This is a genomic window from Dactylosporangium sp. NPDC005572 (assembly GCF_040605515.1).
In the GTDB taxonomy this organism is placed as follows: domain Bacteria; phylum Actinomycetota; class Actinomycetes; order Mycobacteriales; family Micromonosporaceae; genus Dactylosporangium.
The window spans coordinates 1-17,358 of record NZ_JBEXCY010000110.1 but is presented as its reverse complement, the minus strand read 5'-3'; the positions used below and the strand labels follow the sequence as shown (position 1 = coordinate 17,358).

The 17,358-nt window shown below is 70.0% G+C and carries 15 protein-coding genes; 8 read left to right on the top strand and 7 right to left on the bottom strand.

The window, feature by feature from the left end:
* Positions 1–5: 5 nt before the first annotated feature.
* A complete protein-coding gene (ssd, locus tag ABZS66_RS37815) occupies positions 6–1,022 on the bottom strand; it encodes a septum site-determining protein Ssd (protein WP_354766382.1) in 1,017 nt (338 codons plus the stop codon).
* 731 nt (positions 1,023–1,753) lie between these two features.
* Between ssd and ABZS66_RS37810 the strand changes: the two genes are divergently transcribed.
* Both ABZS66_RS37810 and ABZS66_RS37805 read left to right on the top strand, forming a co-directional pair.
* Positions 1,754–2,584, top strand: coding sequence for an HAD-IB family hydrolase (locus ABZS66_RS37810; protein WP_354766380.1), 831 nt, complete (start codon positions 1,754–1,756; stop codon positions 2,582–2,584).
* Positions 2,585–2,916: 332 nt separating this feature from the next.
* The gene (locus ABZS66_RS37805) at positions 2,917–3,186 is read left to right on the top strand and encodes a hypothetical protein (protein WP_354766379.1); all 270 of its coding nucleotides are present in this window, start codon (positions 2,917–2,919) and stop codon (positions 3,184–3,186) included.
* A 28-nt stretch (positions 3,187–3,214) separates the two neighbouring features.
* Here ABZS66_RS37805 and ABZS66_RS37800 read toward each other — a convergent pair whose 3' ends face one another.
* Positions 3,215–3,958 carry an oxidoreductase gene (locus tag ABZS66_RS37800; protein WP_354766377.1) on the bottom strand — a complete coding sequence of 248 codons (744 nt, stop codon included), beginning with the start codon at positions 3,956–3,958 and terminating at the stop codon, positions 3,215–3,217.
* A gap of 149 nt (positions 3,959–4,107) precedes the next feature.
* On the opposite strand from ABZS66_RS37800, the gene acs reads away from it, so the two are divergent.
* The 5 genes from acs to ABZS66_RS37775 all read left to right on the top strand — a co-directional run bounded on the left by acs (position 4,108) and on the right by ABZS66_RS37775 (position 12,069).
* The gene (acs, locus tag ABZS66_RS37795; protein WP_354766375.1) at positions 4,108–6,072 is read left to right on the top strand and encodes an acetate--CoA ligase; all 1,965 of its coding nucleotides are present in this window, start codon (positions 4,108–4,110) and stop codon (positions 6,070–6,072) included.
* A gap of 1,505 nt (positions 6,073–7,577) precedes the next feature.
* The gene (locus ABZS66_RS37790) at positions 7,578–7,733 is read left to right on the top strand and encodes a hypothetical protein (protein WP_354766373.1); all 156 of its coding nucleotides are present in this window, start codon (positions 7,578–7,580) and stop codon (positions 7,731–7,733) included.
* Positions 7,734–8,340: 607 nt separating this feature from the next.
* Entirely contained in the window at positions 8,341–9,456 is a 1,116-nt protein-coding gene (locus ABZS66_RS37785; RefSeq protein WP_354766371.1) for a M48 family metalloprotease, read from the top strand.
* A gap of 4 nt (positions 9,457–9,460) precedes the next feature.
* Positions 9,461–10,879: a type IV secretory system conjugative DNA transfer family protein gene (locus tag ABZS66_RS37780; protein ID WP_354766369.1), complete on the top strand. Its 1,419-nt coding sequence runs from the start codon at positions 9,461–9,463 to the stop codon at positions 10,877–10,879.
* The gene (locus ABZS66_RS37775) at positions 10,879–12,069 is read left to right on the top strand and encodes a zinc ribbon domain-containing protein (protein WP_354766367.1); all 1,191 of its coding nucleotides are present in this window, start codon (positions 10,879–10,881) and stop codon (positions 12,067–12,069) included. Before ABZS66_RS37780 ends, ABZS66_RS37775 begins: the two co-directional genes overlap by 1 nt.
* 182 nt (positions 12,070–12,251) lie before the next feature.
* Here the strand turns inward: ABZS66_RS37775 and ABZS66_RS37770 are convergent, their stop codons facing one another.
* The 4 genes from ABZS66_RS37770 to ABZS66_RS37755 form a co-directional block, all read right to left on the bottom strand.
* On the bottom strand, positions 12,252–12,461 hold the full coding sequence (locus tag ABZS66_RS37770; protein WP_354766365.1) for a helix-turn-helix domain-containing protein: 210 nt from the start codon (positions 12,459–12,461) through the stop codon (positions 12,252–12,254).
* A gap of 164 nt (positions 12,462–12,625) precedes the next feature.
* On the bottom strand, positions 12,626–13,066 hold the full coding sequence (locus ABZS66_RS37765; protein ID WP_354766415.1) for a hypothetical protein: 441 nt from the start codon (positions 13,064–13,066) through the stop codon (positions 12,626–12,628).
* A gap of 35 nt (positions 13,067–13,101) precedes the next feature.
* Positions 13,102–13,629, bottom strand: a complete 528-nt coding sequence (locus ABZS66_RS37760; RefSeq protein WP_354766363.1) for a nitrate- and nitrite sensing domain-containing protein — start codon at positions 13,627–13,629, stop codon at positions 13,102–13,104.
* Positions 13,630–13,849: 220 nt separating this feature from the next.
* Complete coding sequence (locus ABZS66_RS37755) at positions 13,850–14,950, bottom strand: cytochrome P450 (RefSeq protein ID WP_354766361.1); 1,101 nt, start codon at positions 14,948–14,950, stop codon at positions 13,850–13,852.
* A 699-nt stretch (positions 14,951–15,649) separates the two neighbouring features.
* Here ABZS66_RS37755 and ABZS66_RS37750 point away from each other — a divergent pair.
* Entirely contained in the window at positions 15,650–15,880 is a 231-nt protein-coding gene (locus tag ABZS66_RS37750) for a hypothetical protein (protein ID WP_354766359.1), read from the top strand.
* 135 nt (positions 15,881–16,015) lie between these two features.
* Here ABZS66_RS37750 and ABZS66_RS37745 read toward each other — a convergent pair.
* Positions 16,016–17,358 (bottom strand): DUF1501 domain-containing protein (locus ABZS66_RS37745; RefSeq protein ID WP_354766358.1); only part of this gene is annotated, 1,343 nt, incomplete at its 5' end.

Here is a 17,358-nt window from a genome sequence, read left to right as displayed (position 1 = left end):
CTCGTTCACGCCGCCACCCCCGTCGCCAGCCCGAGGTCGTCGAGGATGCGGCGGCAGAGGGAGGCGAGCGGGCCGCGGCCGGAGCCGGTCGGCGGGTCGCCGGCCTCGATGCGCCGGGGCAGGTCGGGCTCGGCCCGCAGGGACCCGGCGACCGGCAGGCCGAGGGACTGGGCGATCTGGCGGGTCCGCAGCCCACCCGGGCCGGGATGCCGCACGACCAGGTGCAGGGCGTCGGTGTGCGGGGCGACGGTCGCCGCCACCCGCGAGGCGGCGACGCAGGCGCGCAGCTCGGCCGGCACGACCAGCAGGACCCGGTCCGCGGCCCGCAGCGCGAGGACCGCGGCGTCGTCGAGGCGCCGGGGCAGGTCGGCGACCACCAGGTCGCGGGCCCGGCTGCCGATGTCGAGGGCGGCCGCCATCGCGTCGCTGGTCAGGCCGGTGCCGGCCGGGGCCCGGTCGCAGGACAGCACGCCGACCGCGCCCCGGCCGGGCAGCCCGTCGCCCAGCCGGAGCCGGGCGGCGTCGTCCCAGCCGAGGGCGAGGTCGACGCCGCCGCCGAGCGGGTCGGCGTCCACGAGCAGCGAGCGCAGGCCGGCTCCACCCGCGGTGACGGCGAGGCCGGCCGCCAGGATGCTGGCCCCGGCCCCGCCGCGCCCGCCGAGCACGGCGAGGATGCGCCCGCGCTGGGCGTCGACCAGGCCGGCGAGGCGGTCGAGCAGCAGGCCGGCGCCGTCGGGGATCGGGACGATGTGATCGGCGCCCACCGCCTCGGCGAGGACCCGGACCCGGTCGGCGACGCGCCCGCGGGTCAGCAGCAGCACCCCGGCGCGGCGGGGCAGGCCCGCGCGGACGCAGGCGGGCGCGACGGCGTCGCCGATCAGGACGATCGGTGCCGAGGCGAAGCGGCCGCGGGCCCGCTCCGGGCCGGTCTCCACGTCGAGGTCGAGGGGAAGTTCGGCGGCGATGCCGAGCACGTCGTCGAGCAGCTCATGGTCGTCGGTGACGAGCAGTGGTCGATGCACGCCGACACTCTGGCCGCCACGGCGGCCTCGGTTCCGGCCCGCGACCCGCGTTCTGTGGACAACGGTCCGCTTGTGGACAACCGGGCCGCGGTGATGCCGATCTGCTATAGCCGCCCGCACAAATCCCGGTCAATTGGACAAAGGGGGCAATGTGTCGGCGACGAAAATTCTCGGCGCAGCCGTCCGATGTCCGACGCCGGTCCCACGACGACGCCATCGCGGGACGTGACTGCGAGCTGGGAGCGCTCCGCCAAGCGCGAAACCGCCCAAGTGGGAAATTTCGTGAGGGCTCAACAAAGCACTGATCGTCAATATACGGAACTCGTGAAATGCAGGTTGCCATAATCCGGATTGCCATATGGCAGAAATGCGCGGACCTGCGTCGAGTGGCGTCTGACGGTACAGAGGGGACGACCCCCGCCGGGGGGTGACGGGGGTCGCCGGGGGTTCGGCTCCGGGGGGGTCGAGCCGAACCCACTCAGCGGTCACGGGGGGTGCAACCGCCGAGGGTCAATAACGGGTCTATGTCTTGGGACATGAAACCTCGTCGCAAACATAAGCATGCCTGAGTCCACCCGCATACGTCGAGTAGGACGGGCTCGCAACACGCCCGGAACACCAATCAATATTTCAGTTGGAGGTAGCGCCTGCGTGATCACACGCGAGCCGAGCGTGATCCGCAGCGGGCTCCGGCAAGTCCGGCCGCCACAGCATGCCACTCAACGCTACACTTGCCCGCCGTGGGGCGTAGCGCCGCGTTTTTCGACCTGGACAAAACGGTGATCGCCAAGTCAAGCGCCTTGGCCTTCGGTCGACCGTTCTATCGCGACGGGCTGATCAGCCGCCGCGACGTCATCAAGGGTGCCTATGCCCAGCTGATCTTCCGGGTCGGCGGCGGCTCCGACGAGCAGACGATGACCAAGACCAGGGACTATCTGGCCGCCCTGGTCAAGGGCTGGCGCGCCGAGCAGGTCCGCCAGATCGTCCGCGAGACGCTCGACGAGCTGATCAACCCGTACGTGTACGCGGAGGCGGCCGCCCTGATCGCCGAGCACCGCGCCGCCGGCCGCGACGTCGTGCTGGTCTCGACCTCCGGGGACGAGATGGTCCGACCTATCGGCGAGCTCCTCGGCATCACCGACGTCATCGCGACCCGGATGAACGTCGGCGAGGACGGCCGCTACACCGGGGAGATCGACTTCTACGCCGCCGGCCCCAACAAGGTCGTGGCCGTCAAGGAGCTGGCGACCGAGCGGGACTACGACCTGGCCACCTGCTTCGCGTACTCCGACTCGGTGACCGACGCCGGCCTGCTCAGCCTGGTCGGGCACCCCACGGCGGTGAACCCCGACCGCGGCCTGCGCCGCATCGCCGTCGAGCGCGACTGGCCGATGCTGGAGTTCCGCCACCCGATCCCGCTGAGCAAGCGGCTGCGCGACCGCCCGGCCGTGCCGGTGGCGGCCGCCGCGATCGGCATCGGCGCCGCGCTGGCGATCGGCCTGACCGTGTGGAGCCGCAGCAGGCAGCGCCGCGCCCGGCTCGCCGCCGCGCCCGCCACGTAGACCTCACCAGTCACAATCTGCTGGTCAAGGGTTCCGCTCATGGAGCCCGCGGCGTAGAAATGAAGTGCGAGGTCACGAGAGGATCTCGTGCACGGCCGCCGGGCACCCACGAGCGATCAGCCGCGGATGGCGCGTTGCAGCGGCTTCGCAAGGACCGCTGCGAACGGACTTTGAGTGCACGCCTGGTAACCCGGCCGGACGTGTGTGACGGCGCCTCTCACGAGGCGCCGTTCACTGTGTCCGCCGACCTCCGAGGGGACACACGGAGCTGGGGAAAGCCTCTACGCTGGCGCGGCCATACCCCCTTAACTCCACCCCGGAGGCATTGCTCCATGAATGACCCAATGTTCTACGGCTACACCGCCGCGCTAGGCATCAGCGGGGCATTCCTGCTGGTCCTGGCTCTGCAGCCGTGGCTGAAGACGTCGACCGGCCTGCGCGTGCTCAACGGCCTGATCGGCGTCGGCTTCCTCGGCTACGCGTTCTACCTGCTCTTCCTGTTCGAAGGCGATGAGTACCGCATCTTCATCTACGCCTTCATCGCGCCGATCCTGCTGCTGGTCCAGACGGTCCGGCAGTCGAAGGCCCAGCAGAACGCCTAGTCCGGCCTGCGAGGCGGCCGCGGTAGCACTACCCCCGGTCCGCGGCCGTCTCGCAGATCTCGGTCAGCTCCTCCGCCGCCCGCTCGACCGCCGCCGCATAGTGGCGCAGCCAGGACCGCACCCCGTCCGGCGTGCCCGTCGCGTACGCGTTGGCCGACCCCACGTACTCCGGCTCCCGGCTCCTGTGCCCCACGTCCATGGCGAGCAGCCCTCGCGGGTCCAGCCCGCCGGCGATCAGGACCAGCCGCCCCGCGGCCCGGGCCACGACCCCGTTCGGCCCCGAGAACGCCTTCACGGCCAGCAGCTCAGCGTGTACCACTGCCGCTTGAAGCAGCACCGGAACCGCCGTGCCGCCCGTGATCAGCGCCGCCAGCGCGTCGAGGCGGGGCACCGCCTGCGGGTCCACCGGGCGCCCCAGGTCGGCGGCCGGCACCACGTCCCGCGCGGCGAGCGTGTGCAGCTTGGCCAGCACCTGCCGGGGAGCGCGCCCCCAGGTGGCCGTCAGCCCGTCCAGGGCCGCCGTGGCGCGCAGCGCGCCGTGCACGACCGGGTCGGTGACGACGCCCGCCCGGACGCCCTCGAGGTCGAACCCGTGCGTGTCGAGCGCGGCGCTGGCGACCGAGGTGCGCAGCGCGACCTCGGCGGCCACGGGGCCCCCGGAGCGGCGCAGGGCGCGGTTGCGCATGGCGGCGTCGACGGCGGCCCGGGCCTGGTCGAAGGCGGGCGCCACGTCGGCGAGGTCGAGCAGCGGGGCGAGCGGATCTCCTGGCACCACCAGACGGTATCGTGCCGCTAATGTAAACAAGGTTTAGAGAAACCCGGCGCTTCACAGCAGCCGCTCAGCGCAGAAACCTCGCTTCTTGTCATACCCCCGAACTAGCCTGCTTGCGAGACCTGGACCACCTCGAGGAGCCCTCACCGATGAGCGAGACCTTGGAAAACCTTCTCAACGAGACACGGCAGTTCCCGCCCCCTGCCGAGTTCGCCGCCGCCGCCAACCTGCCGGAGGGTGCGTATGCCGAGGCAAGGCAGGACCGCATCGCCTTCTGGGAGAAGCAGGCACGACGGCTGAGCTGGGCCAAGGACTGGGACCAGGCGCTGGACTGGTCAAACCCGCCGTTCGCGAAGTGGTTCGTGGGCGGTCAGCTCAACGTGGCCTACAACTGCCTCGACCGCCACATCGAGGCCGGCCGCGGTGACAAGGTCGCCATCCACTGGGAGGGCGAGCCGGGCGACACCCGCACGATCACCTACGCCGACCTGCACCGCTCCGTCTGCCAGGCCGCCAACGCGCTGACCGACCTCGGGGTCGTGGCCGGCGACCGCGTCGCGATCTACATGCCGATGATCCCCGAGGCGGCGGTGGCCATGCTGGCCTGCGCCCGCATCGGCGCCACCCACAGCGTCGTCTTCGGCGGCTTCTCGGCCGACGCCCTTAGCGGCCGCATCGACGACGCGAGCGCCAAGGTCGTCATCACCGCCGACGGCGGCTTCCGCCGCGGCAAGCCCAGCGGCCTCAAGGCGATCGTCGACGAGGCCGTCGTGCGCACGCCCAGCATCGAGAAGGTCATCGTCGTGCGCCGCACCGGCCAGGACGTCGACTGGACCGACGGCCGCGACCTGTGGTGGCACGACGTTGTCGAGACCGCGTCCGCCGAGCACACCGCCGAGCCGTTCGACGCCGAGCACCCGCTCTTCATCCTCTACACGTCGGGCACCACGGCGAAGCCCAAAGGCATCCTGCACACCACCGGCGGCTACCTGACGCAGGCCAGCTTCACCCACCACGCCGTCTTCGACCTCAAGCCCGACAGCGACGTCTACTGGTGCACCGCCGACATCGGCTGGGTCACCGGCCACAGCTACATCGTCTACGGCCCGCTGTCCAATGGCGCCACCCAGGTCATGTACGAGGGAACGCCCGACACCCCGCACCGCGGCCGCTTCTGGGAGCTCGTCCAGAAGTACAAGATCACGATCCTTTACACCGCCCCCACCGCGATCCGCACGTTCATGAAGTGGGGCGACGACATCCCCGAGCAGTTCGACATGTCGTCGCTGCGCCTCCTGGGCTCCGTGGGCGAGCCGATCAACCCCGAGGCCTGGATGTGGTATCGGGAACACATCGGCGGCAACCGCTGCCCCATCGTCGACACCTGGTGGCAGACCGAGACCGGCGCGATCATGATCTCCCCGCTCCCCGGCGTCACCGCCACCAAGCCCGGCAGCGCCATGCGCCCCCTCCCCGGCATCTCGGCCGACGTGGTCGACGACCAGGCCCAGTCCGTCCCGGACGGCGGCGGTGGCTACCTGGTCCTCCGCGAGCCCTGGCCGTCGATGCTGCGCACGATCTGGGGCGACGACGAGCGCTTCAAGGAGACGTACTGGTCCCGCTTCGAGGGCATGTACTTCGCCGGCGACGGCGCCAAGAAGGACGCCGACGGCGACCTGTGGCTCCTGGGCCGCGTCGACGACGTCATGCTCGTCTCCGGCCACAACATCTCGACCACGGAGGTCGAGTCCGCCCTGGTCAGCCACCCGAAGGTGGCCGAGGCCGCGGTGGTCGGCGCCACCGACCCGACCACGGGCCAGGCCATCGTCGCCTTCACGATCCCGCGCGGCGGCGTCGAGACCGAGGGCGAGGCCGGCGAGGCCCTGATCCAGGAGCTGCGCAACCACGTCGCCAAGACCCTCGGCCCGATCGCCAAGCCCCGCCAGATCATGCTCGTGGCGGAGCTCCCGAAGACCCGCTCGGGCAAGATCATGCGCCGCCTCCTCCGCGACGTGGCCGAGAACCGCAGCCTGGGCGACGTCACGACCCTCCAGGACTCGACGGTCATGGACCTGATCGCCTCCGGCCTCCAGTCCGGCAAGTCGGAGGACTAGCTCCAAGCAAAGAGCGATGACTCGGGCCCGCGCAAGGCACGACCGTCGCTCCCGCCAGACACCGCTCGTGTGCCCGGGACATCCGTCCCGGGCCCACGGACGCTGCCATCGCCGTCGCCCCAAGGGCCCGCGCCCTTCGGCCGCGGGGATGCCCGCACCCCTCAGGCCAGCCGCTACCCGCATACCCCGCCCCTCACGGTGGCCGAGCATCTGCGGCCTCCGCACTGCCTGATTGCTGCACGCTCGGCGTCGGTTTCCGGCTGACAGCATCGACACCGCACGGCGCCCGCGCCCCTCGCGGCAGTCGGGCGACTACCGCGTCTGCACCACACCGCGCCCGCCACGCTCACGGCGTGGGCGACTGCGAGCCTCCACACCGCGGATCGACGTGAGCGCCACCGGGCCCAAGGCCGGCAACTCGGCCAGGGCATTGAAAATGTGCCCGTACTCACTGCCGGCCACCTGCGAGGCGACGGCCACGGAAACGATCGCGTGCCACCGATCGATCCGCTCCGCGGCGGGAACTCCGCCAAATCGATGACGTTGGTCTCCCCGACCCCTATCACTTGTTCTTACAGCATGTGCCCGTCCGGCTACGTGCACCGGCGAGACGTGGTGCAGAACTCCTCGACATTCGACGCTCTCGTTTGCCGTGCTTTTGGGCCGGCTTGACGATCACGGTCGAAGCGGCCGGCCGGCCGACGCGGTTGATACGCCCGGGGAGAGGCGGCGCACTGGGCAACACCGTGCGGGCACAGGCAATGCCTTCCTCGTGCCGCCGCAGGCCTGATGCCGAAACACGAGCGCGATCTTCGCCGCGAGAGGCAGATCTGGCGCTGGGGGTCAACACTCTGGCACTGCCGGGCACTGCTTTCGACCGCTGGTCAGGGCACTCTCTGTTCTGCGGCCGAAAGATCACGAGGCGCGGCGGATCCAACGGGGGTCGGCGGTGCCCGCACACGGGTGCGGTCGATCCAACCGTCGCAAGGTAACGGGCGCAATGGCGCTGCGGACCTGGTGCTCGATCGGTCAGAACGGTTTCGCCCCGGCCGGCATGGTTGGGGCGAAGCCAACCGAACCCGTCGTATCCGGTTGCAGGCTGACCCGACTCGCAGGAGGCCAGCGGTGGTAACGATCCCATCCGAGGAACGCAGACCTGGCACGGGCCGCGACGCGTGGCTGCACCGGCGGTACGTCGTTGACCGCGCCGACGTCTCCAAGTTGGCCGTCGAGGCGGGCGTTGCTACGACAACGATCTATCGCTGGCTCAGCCGGGCGAAGATAACCCTCCGGCAACGACCCAGCAGCGCCGTCGAACCCGAGTGGCTCGCGGCGCAATTCGCGCGGGGCAAGACCGCGAACAGGATCGCCAGGGCGGCTGGCCTGTGCCGGACGACCGTCGTAATCAGGCTCGCCCAGAAGGGCATGCTTGCCACCCCGACCGATCCCCGAGCCATGAGGCGGCGGCCTGCTATCGCGGTGGCTGGCCGCTGGAGAAGATCGCCGTGAGGCTGCGCACCAGCCGCCGCACCGTCACCGTGTGGCTGCACATGCTGCAGGTACCGATCCGCCGACCCGGCCGTACCGCGTCGGCGCAGCCCGGCTCCCGGCCCGCCGACGCACCGGCGCGGCCCGTAGTGATGTTGGAGCAGGCGGCGTGACCACCGCCCAGTTCCGTCCCGGGCCGGTTGCGCCGCCGATCCCGGAGCCACGCGGCCACAGTGGCTGGAGGCGATCAGGGAATGTCCCACCGTGCGTCGTCACGCGGGCATCGCTTTGGCCGCGGCGTGCGGCGCGGGCAGGCACGGCTCCACGCAGATCTTGGGGATGAGCTTCACGATCCGGTGGCGGCCGGGGCGAGCGGTTGGCGGTCGCCGGCAGCGCGTTCCGGACCGCACGACGACCGTTGCCGAACTCGCCGACCCTGACGGCGCTCGCCAGGCGTCCGATCCCGACCGGCTGACCAGGCAAATCAACTACTCGGCCATGAGCCTGCGGAGTGGGGAGGAGCACTACGTGTACTGCGACCAGTGTGGGGCTGCGCTGCCAGCGAGCGCCGAGGCGTGCTCGCAGTGCGGGACGGCCCTTGAACCGCTGCCCGCCAGGACTCGTCCGGTCGGACCGCCGCAGGCGCCGCCTCAGCACCAGATGCCCAGGCCGCGCCAGGCCCCGCTTGCCGAGCGCATCCGGGCCGGGATGCTGCCGGCTGGGCAGCTTGGCGGCGGCCCAGGGCTGCAAGCCTGGCTCGGCGCGATCGCGCTACGCAACGTGCGTGGCACTGCGGCCGGGATCTTCGGTGCCTGGTTCAACGTTCCTTTTACGATCATGATGGCGGCTGTCGGCGGGTTCGTCGGCGCGGTTGTCGGCCTGTTCAACGGGTCGTTCGTGGGGCCGCAGGTCGTCGCCCGCGTCGACCGGGTACTGCAGTGGATTCTGCCGCTGCCGATGAGCGCCGGCGAGTTCGCGCCAGCCGCGAGCGCGCAGATCGGCGGCATCGTCGGTGCGCTCGTCGGCGCGGTCAACGGTGGCTGGGCCCTGGGCTGGCTGGCGTTCGCCGAACCTTGGCGGCGGATGTACGCCGCCGACCCGGTCGGACCGGTCGGGTTCGTCATCGGTCAGGTCCTCGTCGCGGTGTTCGTGGGACTGCTGTACCTGGCCTGGTCGGCCGCCACTGAACCGCTGCGGCTGCGGATCGCCGGCGCCCGGCGCCTCTCCCGCCGCGAAGCCGAGTGGCTGATGCCGCTGGTCCAGGACGCCGCCACCCGCCTCGGGCTGCGGTCACTGCCGCGGATCCTCATCGACGATCGGCGCGAGGCCGACGCATCCGCCGGCATCCGGCACATCGTCATCAACCAGGGCCTGCTCGATCAGCTCGACCACGACGCCGAGCAGGTATCAGCGGTCATCGCGCACGAACTGGCCCACTGGCGCGACGGCGACGCGATCGCAGTGGCCTGGTCCAAGGGCGTGACCCTGCCGCTGTACCTGCTGTACGAGGTCGCGACCCGGCTGCTGCGGATGGCCCACAGCCGGCCGCTGCACTACCTCATCCGGTTCGTGTTCTGGTCGGTGATCGTCACGGTGCGGTACCTGGTGATCCCGGTGCAGGCGGGCACCTGGCGTGCCGCCGAGTACCGCGCGGACGCCGCCGCCGCGCGCGCCGGGTACGGCCGCGGTCTGCATCGGGCGCGGAGCTACCTGCGTGAGTCGTTCGACGGTGAACGGTCCGGGTGGGACGCTGCGATCCTGGCCGTGCACCCGCCGACGGAACTGCGGCTGGAAGCTCTGGAAGAGCCGGGTCGTCGCTACCTGCTGCCCAGCCACCCGATTCTGCGCAGCCTGCCTGATTGGATGCCGACGTCAACGGTCGAGCGGGACCGGTGACGCCATGACCCAGCGAACCCAACCGACCCGCGCGCCGCTGCCGCCGTTCCAGGTCGAGCCGCGCACCCAGGTCTACCTCGGTCTGGACCCAGCCGACGGGCTCCGCCGCTGCTGGACCAGCCCCGAAGACTCCGTCGGGATCGTAGGCCCGCCCCGCTACGGCAAAACCTCCGGGATCATCATCCCCACCCTGATGAGCTGGGCTGGCCCGGCCGTCGCCACCTCGACACGCGGCGACGTGCTGCGGTTCTGCGCTGGCCGACGCGGCCAGCTCGCCGAACGGCTCGGCGGCCGAGTGTACGTGTACGACCCGTTCGGATCCCTGCCCGGCGTGCGCAGCTTGCGCTGGTCACCACTCGCTGGCTGCGCCGACCCGGCGATCTGCTACCGGCGCGTCAACGCGATCACCGACGTCGCCGCCCGGGGGATCACCGATGGGGAACCCTGGCGCACCGGCGCGGCGATCATCCTGCGGGGACTGTTCCACGCCGCGGCTTTGGCCGGCACCGACGTCGCGCAGATCCGCCGCTGGCTGGCCGAGCAGGACATGCGCACCGCCGCGGACATCCTGCGCCACATCGATACCCCGGCCCGGGGCTGGGCCGACGACCTGCAGGCGGTCGAACAGGTCGGCGACGGGGAACGCGGCAGCTTCTTCTCCGTCGCCCGCAACTGCCTCGACGCCACCGCCGAACCCACCGTGTTGGCGTCGACCACCGCCACCGAACTGGACCTGGATCAGTTCCTGACGACCGGGTCGACGCTGTTCATCGTCGGCCCATCGCACTACCAGGACGCGATCGCACCGCTGATCGTCGGCCTCGTCGACTCGATCGCTCAGCGGGCCGCCGAACTCGCCGCCCAAACGGCCGGCGGCCGCCTCACCGACCCGCTGCTGCTCGCCCTCGACGAGGTCGCCGACATCGCGCCGTTGCGCAGCCTTCCGAGCCTCGTCAGCGAGGGCGGCGCTGGCGTCGTCACGCTCTGGGCCGCCCAATCGCTTGCCCAGCTCCGCGCCCGATACGGCGTTGACGAGCAGCAAGCGCTCCTGACCGCTACCACCGCGAAACTGATCTACGGCGGGCTGAGCCACGGCGAAGACCTGCGCAACATCTCCGGCTGGGCCGGCGAGTGCCGCGACCCCCAGGTCACCTACTACAGCGACGGCACCCCCACGACCGGCATGATGCGAGGCCCGAAACCCGGCGGTGGCCCGGTCGGCGACGACACGGTCGGGCGGACGCACGCGGTCGGCTCCCCCTACCGCCCAGTCCTGCCGGTCGAGGCGATCCAGCAACTGCCGCCCCTGCACGCGTGGCTGTTCTACAGGTCCGATCCGCCACTGCTCGTCGAAACCCGACCGGCCGGGCTCATGGACCCGTACCGGCAGCTGGCCGGTCCATCCCTGTCAGCGGTGACGTGATGAGCGCGCCGGTACCCGCGAACGCATGCCCGCACTGCGGCGTCGCCGCCCGGCCGGGTGCCCGGTTCTGCCGGGCCTGCGGCAACCCGCTGACGGCAGAAGCACCCGTGGTGATCCCCGCCCCGACCAGAAGCCCTGTGGGCGTTCCAGCACCGACTACCCCGGCGACGCTCGGCGCGCTAGTACCTGAGCCGCCGGACTCCCGGCAGCAGCGCCGACGGCAATGGAAGCGCCTGCTCATCGGCGGCGGCCTCGTCGTGGTGCTGCTCATCGGCTGGACGGTCGCCACAGCTATCGACCGGGCCGCCTACCCGCCGGCCCGGAGTGTTCGGGCGTTCTTCGCCGCGCTCGCCGCGAAGGACACCGCCGCCATCCGGTCACTCGCCAGCTGTCGGTACGGACCGCTGTGCGGGCCGAACGCGCTCGCCGCCGGCTACACACCCCCAACCGACGTAAAGATAGTCCAGGTACGGTACGGGGCTCGCAGCTCCACGGTCGCCGTACAGTACCGGATCGACGGAAAGTCCTTCAACGACGTCATCGCCGTCCACCGCACCGGCTGGTACCACGACTGGTCGATCACCGCCGCCCCTGGGCAGCCGCTGGTCGTCGACAGCGCCCACCTGCCGACCGTTCGAGTTGCTGGCGCTACCGTCATGGTCCGGCCCGACTCACCCGGGAAAGCGTGGGCACTCCCCGGCGCCTATACCATCGCCGTGGTTGACGATCCGCTGTACATCGCCGCCCCGATCACACTGACCGTCGGCGGGAGCGGCGAAGAGGCCAGGGTCAACCCGACCGTCAAACTCCGCGACACCCTCGCCGCCGAGGTCGACCGGCAGGTGAAGGCACGCATCGACGCCTGCGCCCAACAGACAACCATCCGCCCGGACACCGACCCGGCGCCGCTGAGCGGCAACGACTGTCCATTCGAAGCCGAGGGCCGCTACACCATCACCCGCGACATCACCTGGAAGGTCACGCGCTGCCCGGAACTAGCCCTGTCGATCGGTGACACCCGGGAAGTGACGGTGTCAACAACGTCCGACGGTGAGGCTGTGATCGGCTACGAGTGGACGACCGACATCCTCGAGCCGCGGCGATGGACGTCTTTCACGGAGCCGATCCCGATCGTGGTCGGCGGCCACGTGACGACCGGTGACGACGGCAAGGTGGTCTGGACGCCATGACCCACGACGATGCCCAGGACGATCTCGGTCGGCTACGCCGGCGCCGCGGCCCGGCCGACCAGGGGCGGAAGACCGCTCCGATGGCCGGCTCAGCTGGTGCCGAGCACTCCCCTCGGTCGGAGGTGCGGGCGTCGCTGTGGCGCTGAGCACCGGCACGTCACGGTGCTCGGCCCCCGGGCGAGTCAGGCCTCACCATCGCTGCGCAGGCGGTACCGATCGCGGTACTGCTGCGGCGTCTCGAGGTACTGGGCTTTGTACAGCCGGCTGAAGTGGCTAGGGGCAGGGAATCCCCAGCGGGCGCCGATCTTTCGCACGGGGACGTCGCGACGCAGCGGATTGGAGAGGTCGGCTGCGCAACGCTGCAGGCGCGCGGTCCGCACTCGCTCAAACACCGAGGGCTGGTCTGGAACAGCCGGTACAGCGTGCTCAGCGAGATGTGATGTGCGGCCGCAATCCGCTCAGGAGTGAGGTCCTCGTGGAGATGCTGGGTAATGAATCCGTCAATCTCCGCACGCAGCGCATCGTGCCGGACCTCCGCCGGCAGCCTGTCCGTCACCTACAGTTGCTGCGCGACCATCCCGGCGACCAGGGAGAGAACGGTGCTGGCGAGAACCGGTGCCTGGCTCGGGTCGTACCGGTCCGGGTGGCGTGAGATCTGCCGTACGAGCTGCGCCGCGAGCGCCCCCATCCCGTGCCCGGATGGTATGCGAGCTGCCATCAGCGCGCTGACCTTGGTGCGGGGTAGTGGCAGTAGGTGGTGCGGAATCAGGACGGTGACCGACGTTGCGAGCTTCGGCTGGTCAGGTAGCCCTGAGGTTTGCGGGCTGTGTGATGCTCCGTGCGGCCGAGAACTGTCCGAGAGCGTCCAGTCGGCGGGCCCCAGCACGGCGCTGCTGTCGCCCTGTTCGATGGTGGAGCGGCCGGCCGCAGGCAACGCGAGTTGGTACATCTCCGGGTCGCATTGCGCGATCTGCGCCGGCGTTCGACGGGTTCGCAGCGACGGGTACCGAAACCGAGCAACCGTGATCAGTCCTAGATCAAACTACCTGGGACGTGGCGTCGAAGTTGTCTCTGTGGGCGGTGTCGATATGCAATGGCGCCACATGCTGCCGGACAGACTCGACCCAGTAGCTGAACTTGGCGGGCGCTGATCGCGGTTCGGGTCTCGGCAAGTCCGTCGAGGGCCTGCACCAGGTCACCGACCCGGCGCTGCAGCTCGCCGCTGGCTGCCACGCCAGCCAGCCAGCCCTGCGCCGACTGCCGCCATGTCGCGGCGATGCGTTCTGACTCGCGCTGCGCTCCCAGCAGCTCCTCGCGGTGCTGTTGGCTGGGCGCGGCCAGATAGCGCACTGCCGCCATGCGCTCGGCCTGCAGGGCCGCCTCCAGCGGCAGGCCGGGCTTGGCCATCGTCGTGCTGATCATGCTCGCACCGAGCAGGTGTAGACGGGCCGCGCCGGTCACCCAGGCCCCGAAACCCCAGAACACGAGCAGACAGCCGACGAGAAGGTTGACCTGCCGTTTCAGTGCGGCCCTGCGCCAACCTGCCAGCCATGACACCACGACGTAAACGCTCCCGAAGACGATGGACTCACGGGCCCGGACTTCCTGGTACCGCAGGCGTGACCCGCCGTACCAGGTGCGTTATCTGGCCGTCAGTCGCAGCCATACTTTTGTGCCGCGGCCGCAGCGCGGCGGAAATCATCGGCGCCGTGCCCTTCGGCGCCTCCACGGATATGCGCTACCGGGTCAGCAGCTCGGCGACGGCCAACTGGGCCTCGACTTAAAAATACTGGCCCAGACAGCGATGAATCCCACCGCCGAATGCGAACCACGCCCAGGGGTGCAGCGGACGCTGCTCCCAGCGGGTGGGCTCGAACACCAGGGGGTCCGGCCACCACTCGGGCATGCGTTGGGTCAGATACGGGGACCTGATGACGGTGTCCCCGGGCTGGAGGGCCACGCCGCCGAGGTCAGTCGGCTGGACCACTCCGCGGGGCAGCGTCCACGCCGGCGGGTAGAGCCGCAACGTCTCCTGCAGCACCATCTTGGTGTACTTCAGACTGCCCGGATGTTCCGCATCAACGGACTTGGCGGGGCCGCCGACAACCTCGTCGATCTCAGCCTGCGACTTCGCGGCGATGTCCGCGCGGTCCTGCAGCACGATGAGCAACCACGCGAGCGTGAGCGCTGTCGTCTCGGTGCCCCCCGTCCAAAGGTTGACCAGGTTGTTGCGGACGAGTTGCTCACCGAGTGGCTGCCCGTCGATCGTTGCGTGGGCCAGCATTGAGATGACGTCCTGGCCTTCCGGCTCGTCTCGGGCGCGCTCGACCAGCCGGTGCACGACACTGTCGACCTCGGCGGTCAGCTGGCGACGCCGGCGATCGCCGGGCATGGGGATCCAGTCAGGTGTGTCCGGCACGGCAATCCTGGCCTGAATCTCTCGGTAGGAGCCGTCGATGGCCGCACCGACCTGCCGGGCCTCAGCGAGCGTCACCCGGTCGCCGAAGAAGGTTCCTCGCAGCACGCGAAGGGTGATCGCCATCATCGCTTCGACCAGTGAAATCGGCTGATCACGATGCTGGGCCAGGTCATCGACGGCGGCACGTACCGCTGTCGCCATCTTGGGAATCATCGCCCGCACCGTCGACGCCGAGAAGAACGCCTGCAGCAGGTCGTGGCTCGGTCGCCACCCTGCGCCCTCGGCCCCGACGCCCGTCGTCCCCTGCAGTTTGGCCAGCTCGGACCACATCATCCCCTGCCGCAGATACGTGTCCGCGGACCCCTTCCAGACTCGCTCGACCAGGTCGGGATCGCCTACAAGGTAGGGTCGGAATCCGGGTCTCACCCGCAAGTGCCACAACCCCGCCTTCGTGCGTGGCATTGACCTTCGTCAGAAAGCCCAGCGGATCCCGCACGAGCGCGGGCACATGGGCGATGAGACGAACCTTTGGTACCTCCATGAGGTGTTCCTCCGAACAGCCAGTGCTGCGCCACGCCTCGCTACAGCACCGCGTGCATCAATATATGGCGCAACGAGTTGATTACGGACCGCTCAGGGAGCGACCTGTGTGGATCTGAGAGGCGACGGCAACGCTGTGACAGGGACAGGCAATCGGCTCACGCTGACGAACAAGAACGGTGCCGCTCATACCGAGAAGCTCGGCGAACCGGGAACGGTGTCGTGGCTGCGGCTCAGCCCTGCGCACCGCGCCCGATGCCGATCATGTTTGTTGGCCGTGGCCCGGTGCGTGTACTGGTCTGGGCCAGGTTGGGGCTGGCAGGCAAGTACCTGGCGGGTAGGAGGCAACCCGGTCTGCACCTCCCGCCGCAGACTGGTCCGCATCGCAACGGGCGCGGCGCAATGCGACAGACCGGACGTCCGATCCGCAGGCCCGGGCGGCCGTCCCACTCGGCAGCCGTCGAGCGTCCGGGCGACGTCGTGCGGCTGCAATCGCTGTTCGGCGAACGCCGGCGATCGACTCGATGGGGCCACCGGTCGGATGGCTGGCACCTCTAGCCGCTTGAGCACCGCAACGATGGGAGGGAGTCGTGACGACCAAGATCTTGCTGGTCCTCAGTGATGAGCTCGGCGACGATGAGTGGAAGCTGTATCAGTGCGGCGTTCGCTGACCTGGATGCGCGAATTGTTCAGCGGCACCTCAGGTATCGCCACGAGCTCAACGAGGTCATGGCCGACGAGCGGGTCTTCTACTGCGGCTTCGTCGCCGTGCACGCCGACCACCGGGGCAGCACCGCATTTGTCGACGTTGTTGGCGCATGTGTGAGAAGGCTGCAGCGGTGGACGGTCTGATCGCGCTAGACGTTGCCGGTACAACGAGACAACGATCCGGCTGCCCCAGGTTGTACAAGCCTCATTGGGGGACAGATCGAAAACGTCGAGGGCGGCCCCCGGGACCGGGGCCGCCCTCTCGACGCGTAGGTGGAGCTACGCGTAGATCTTGAGCGGGGTGTACGTCTGCCTGGGGAAGATCAGGCCGACCTCGGCGTTCGTCAGGCCGAAGCGGCCCTGGGCCACCGAGCCGAACACGCTGAACATGTTGTTCATCTCGGGGAGGTCGCCGTTGACCAGGGTGCCGGTGCCGTTCCAGGTGCCGATCACCTTGCCCGCCAGCTTCTTGCCCGAGAGCACCACCACGCCGCCGCCGTGGCCGTGGTCGGTGCCGCTGCCGTTCTCGGCCACGCGGCGGCCGAACTCGCTCGACACCATGATCGTCACGTTCGAGGCCAGGTCCGGGCCCAGGTCGTCGAAGAACGACGCCATGCCCGTCGCCAGCTCGCCGAAGTGGCGGGCCACGTAGCCGGCGCGGGTGCCCTGGCCCTCGTGGGTGTCCCAGCCGCCCATGCCGACCGTGGCGATGCGGACGTTGGCGCCGCCCTTGATCAGCTGGGCCAGCTCCTTGAACGCGTTGCCGACCCCGGTGTACCGGATGTTGTTGGCCGGCGTGTAGCCCTCCTGGGCCAGCTTCTGGGCCAGGGTCAGGGCGTCGATGCCGGCGCGGACCGGGCTCTCGATCGGGTGGTTGACGCCCGTGAACAGCGTCTTGATCGCGTCGACGGTGGGCTGCTTGAACTTGCCGTCGCCGTTGACGTTCAGGGCGCCGACGTTCGACAGGGCAAGGGCGCCACCGCCTCCGACCAGGGAGCGCGGCAGGGTCGAGCCGATGCCGATCGCGCGGAACGCCGTGCCGGGGCCCAGCTTGTCGGCCAGGTTCGTCAGCCAGCCCATGCCGCCCGTCTCGGCGGGGAGGCCACCGAGCTGGCAGATGTCCGTGGCCGCGAAGTGGCTGCGGTCGAGCCGCCGGTCGCTCACCGCGGGGATGAAGGCGAGCTGGCCGGCGTCGAGGTACTTCTTCAAAGGCGCGAACGACTCGTTGAGGCCGAAGCCGCGCTCCAGTGGGATCGAGGTGTTCTCCGCCAGCGTGAACGACGGGCGGACGCGCTGGAGCACCGCGTCGTTCATCGGCGCGAACAGCGACAGGCCGTCGGCGCCGCCGTAGAGGAACACGTGGATCAGGGTGCCGGTCGGGGTGGCCGCGAACGACGCCTGCGTGGTGATGAACTGGCTGGTCGCCAGCGCCGTCGTGGTCGCCGCCGCGCCGACGAAGAACCGCCGGCGGGTCACGCCCTTGCCCTCTTCCTGCTCGTCCTCCTGGCGGGCGAGGTCGAGGTACTGGTCGCGAACGGCCTTCTGCTCCTCCTGGACCGCCACGGCCTCGGCCCGCAGCGCCGCCTCGAACCGGTTGGGCCCCAGGCGAAGCAGGTCAGGGC

What these genes read in the sequence shown, in the direction of transcription:
- ABZS66_RS37805 (WP_354766379.1), top strand. Translation starts at nt 2,917, where the DNA reads ATGAATGACCCAATGTTCTACGGCTACACCGCCGCGCTAGGCATCAGC.
- acs (WP_354766375.1), top strand. Translation starts at nt 4,108, where the DNA reads ATGAGCGAGACCTTGGAAAACCTTCTCAACGAGACACGGCAGTTCCCG.
- ABZS66_RS37780 (WP_354766369.1), top strand. Translation starts at nt 9,461, where the DNA reads ATGACCCAGCGAACCCAACCGACCCGCGCGCCGCTGCCGCCGTTCCAG.
- ABZS66_RS37775 (WP_354766367.1), top strand. Translation starts at nt 10,879, where the DNA reads ATGAGCGCGCCGGTACCCGCGAACGCATGCCCGCACTGCGGCGTCGCC.
- ABZS66_RS37755 (WP_354766361.1), bottom strand. Translation starts at nt 14,950, where the DNA reads ATGCCACGCACGAAGGCGGGGTTGTGGCACTTGCGGGTGAGACCCGGA.
- ABZS66_RS37750 (WP_354766359.1), top strand. Translation starts at nt 15,650, where the DNA reads ATGAGCTCGGCGACGATGAGTGGAAGCTGTATCAGTGCGGCGTTCGCT.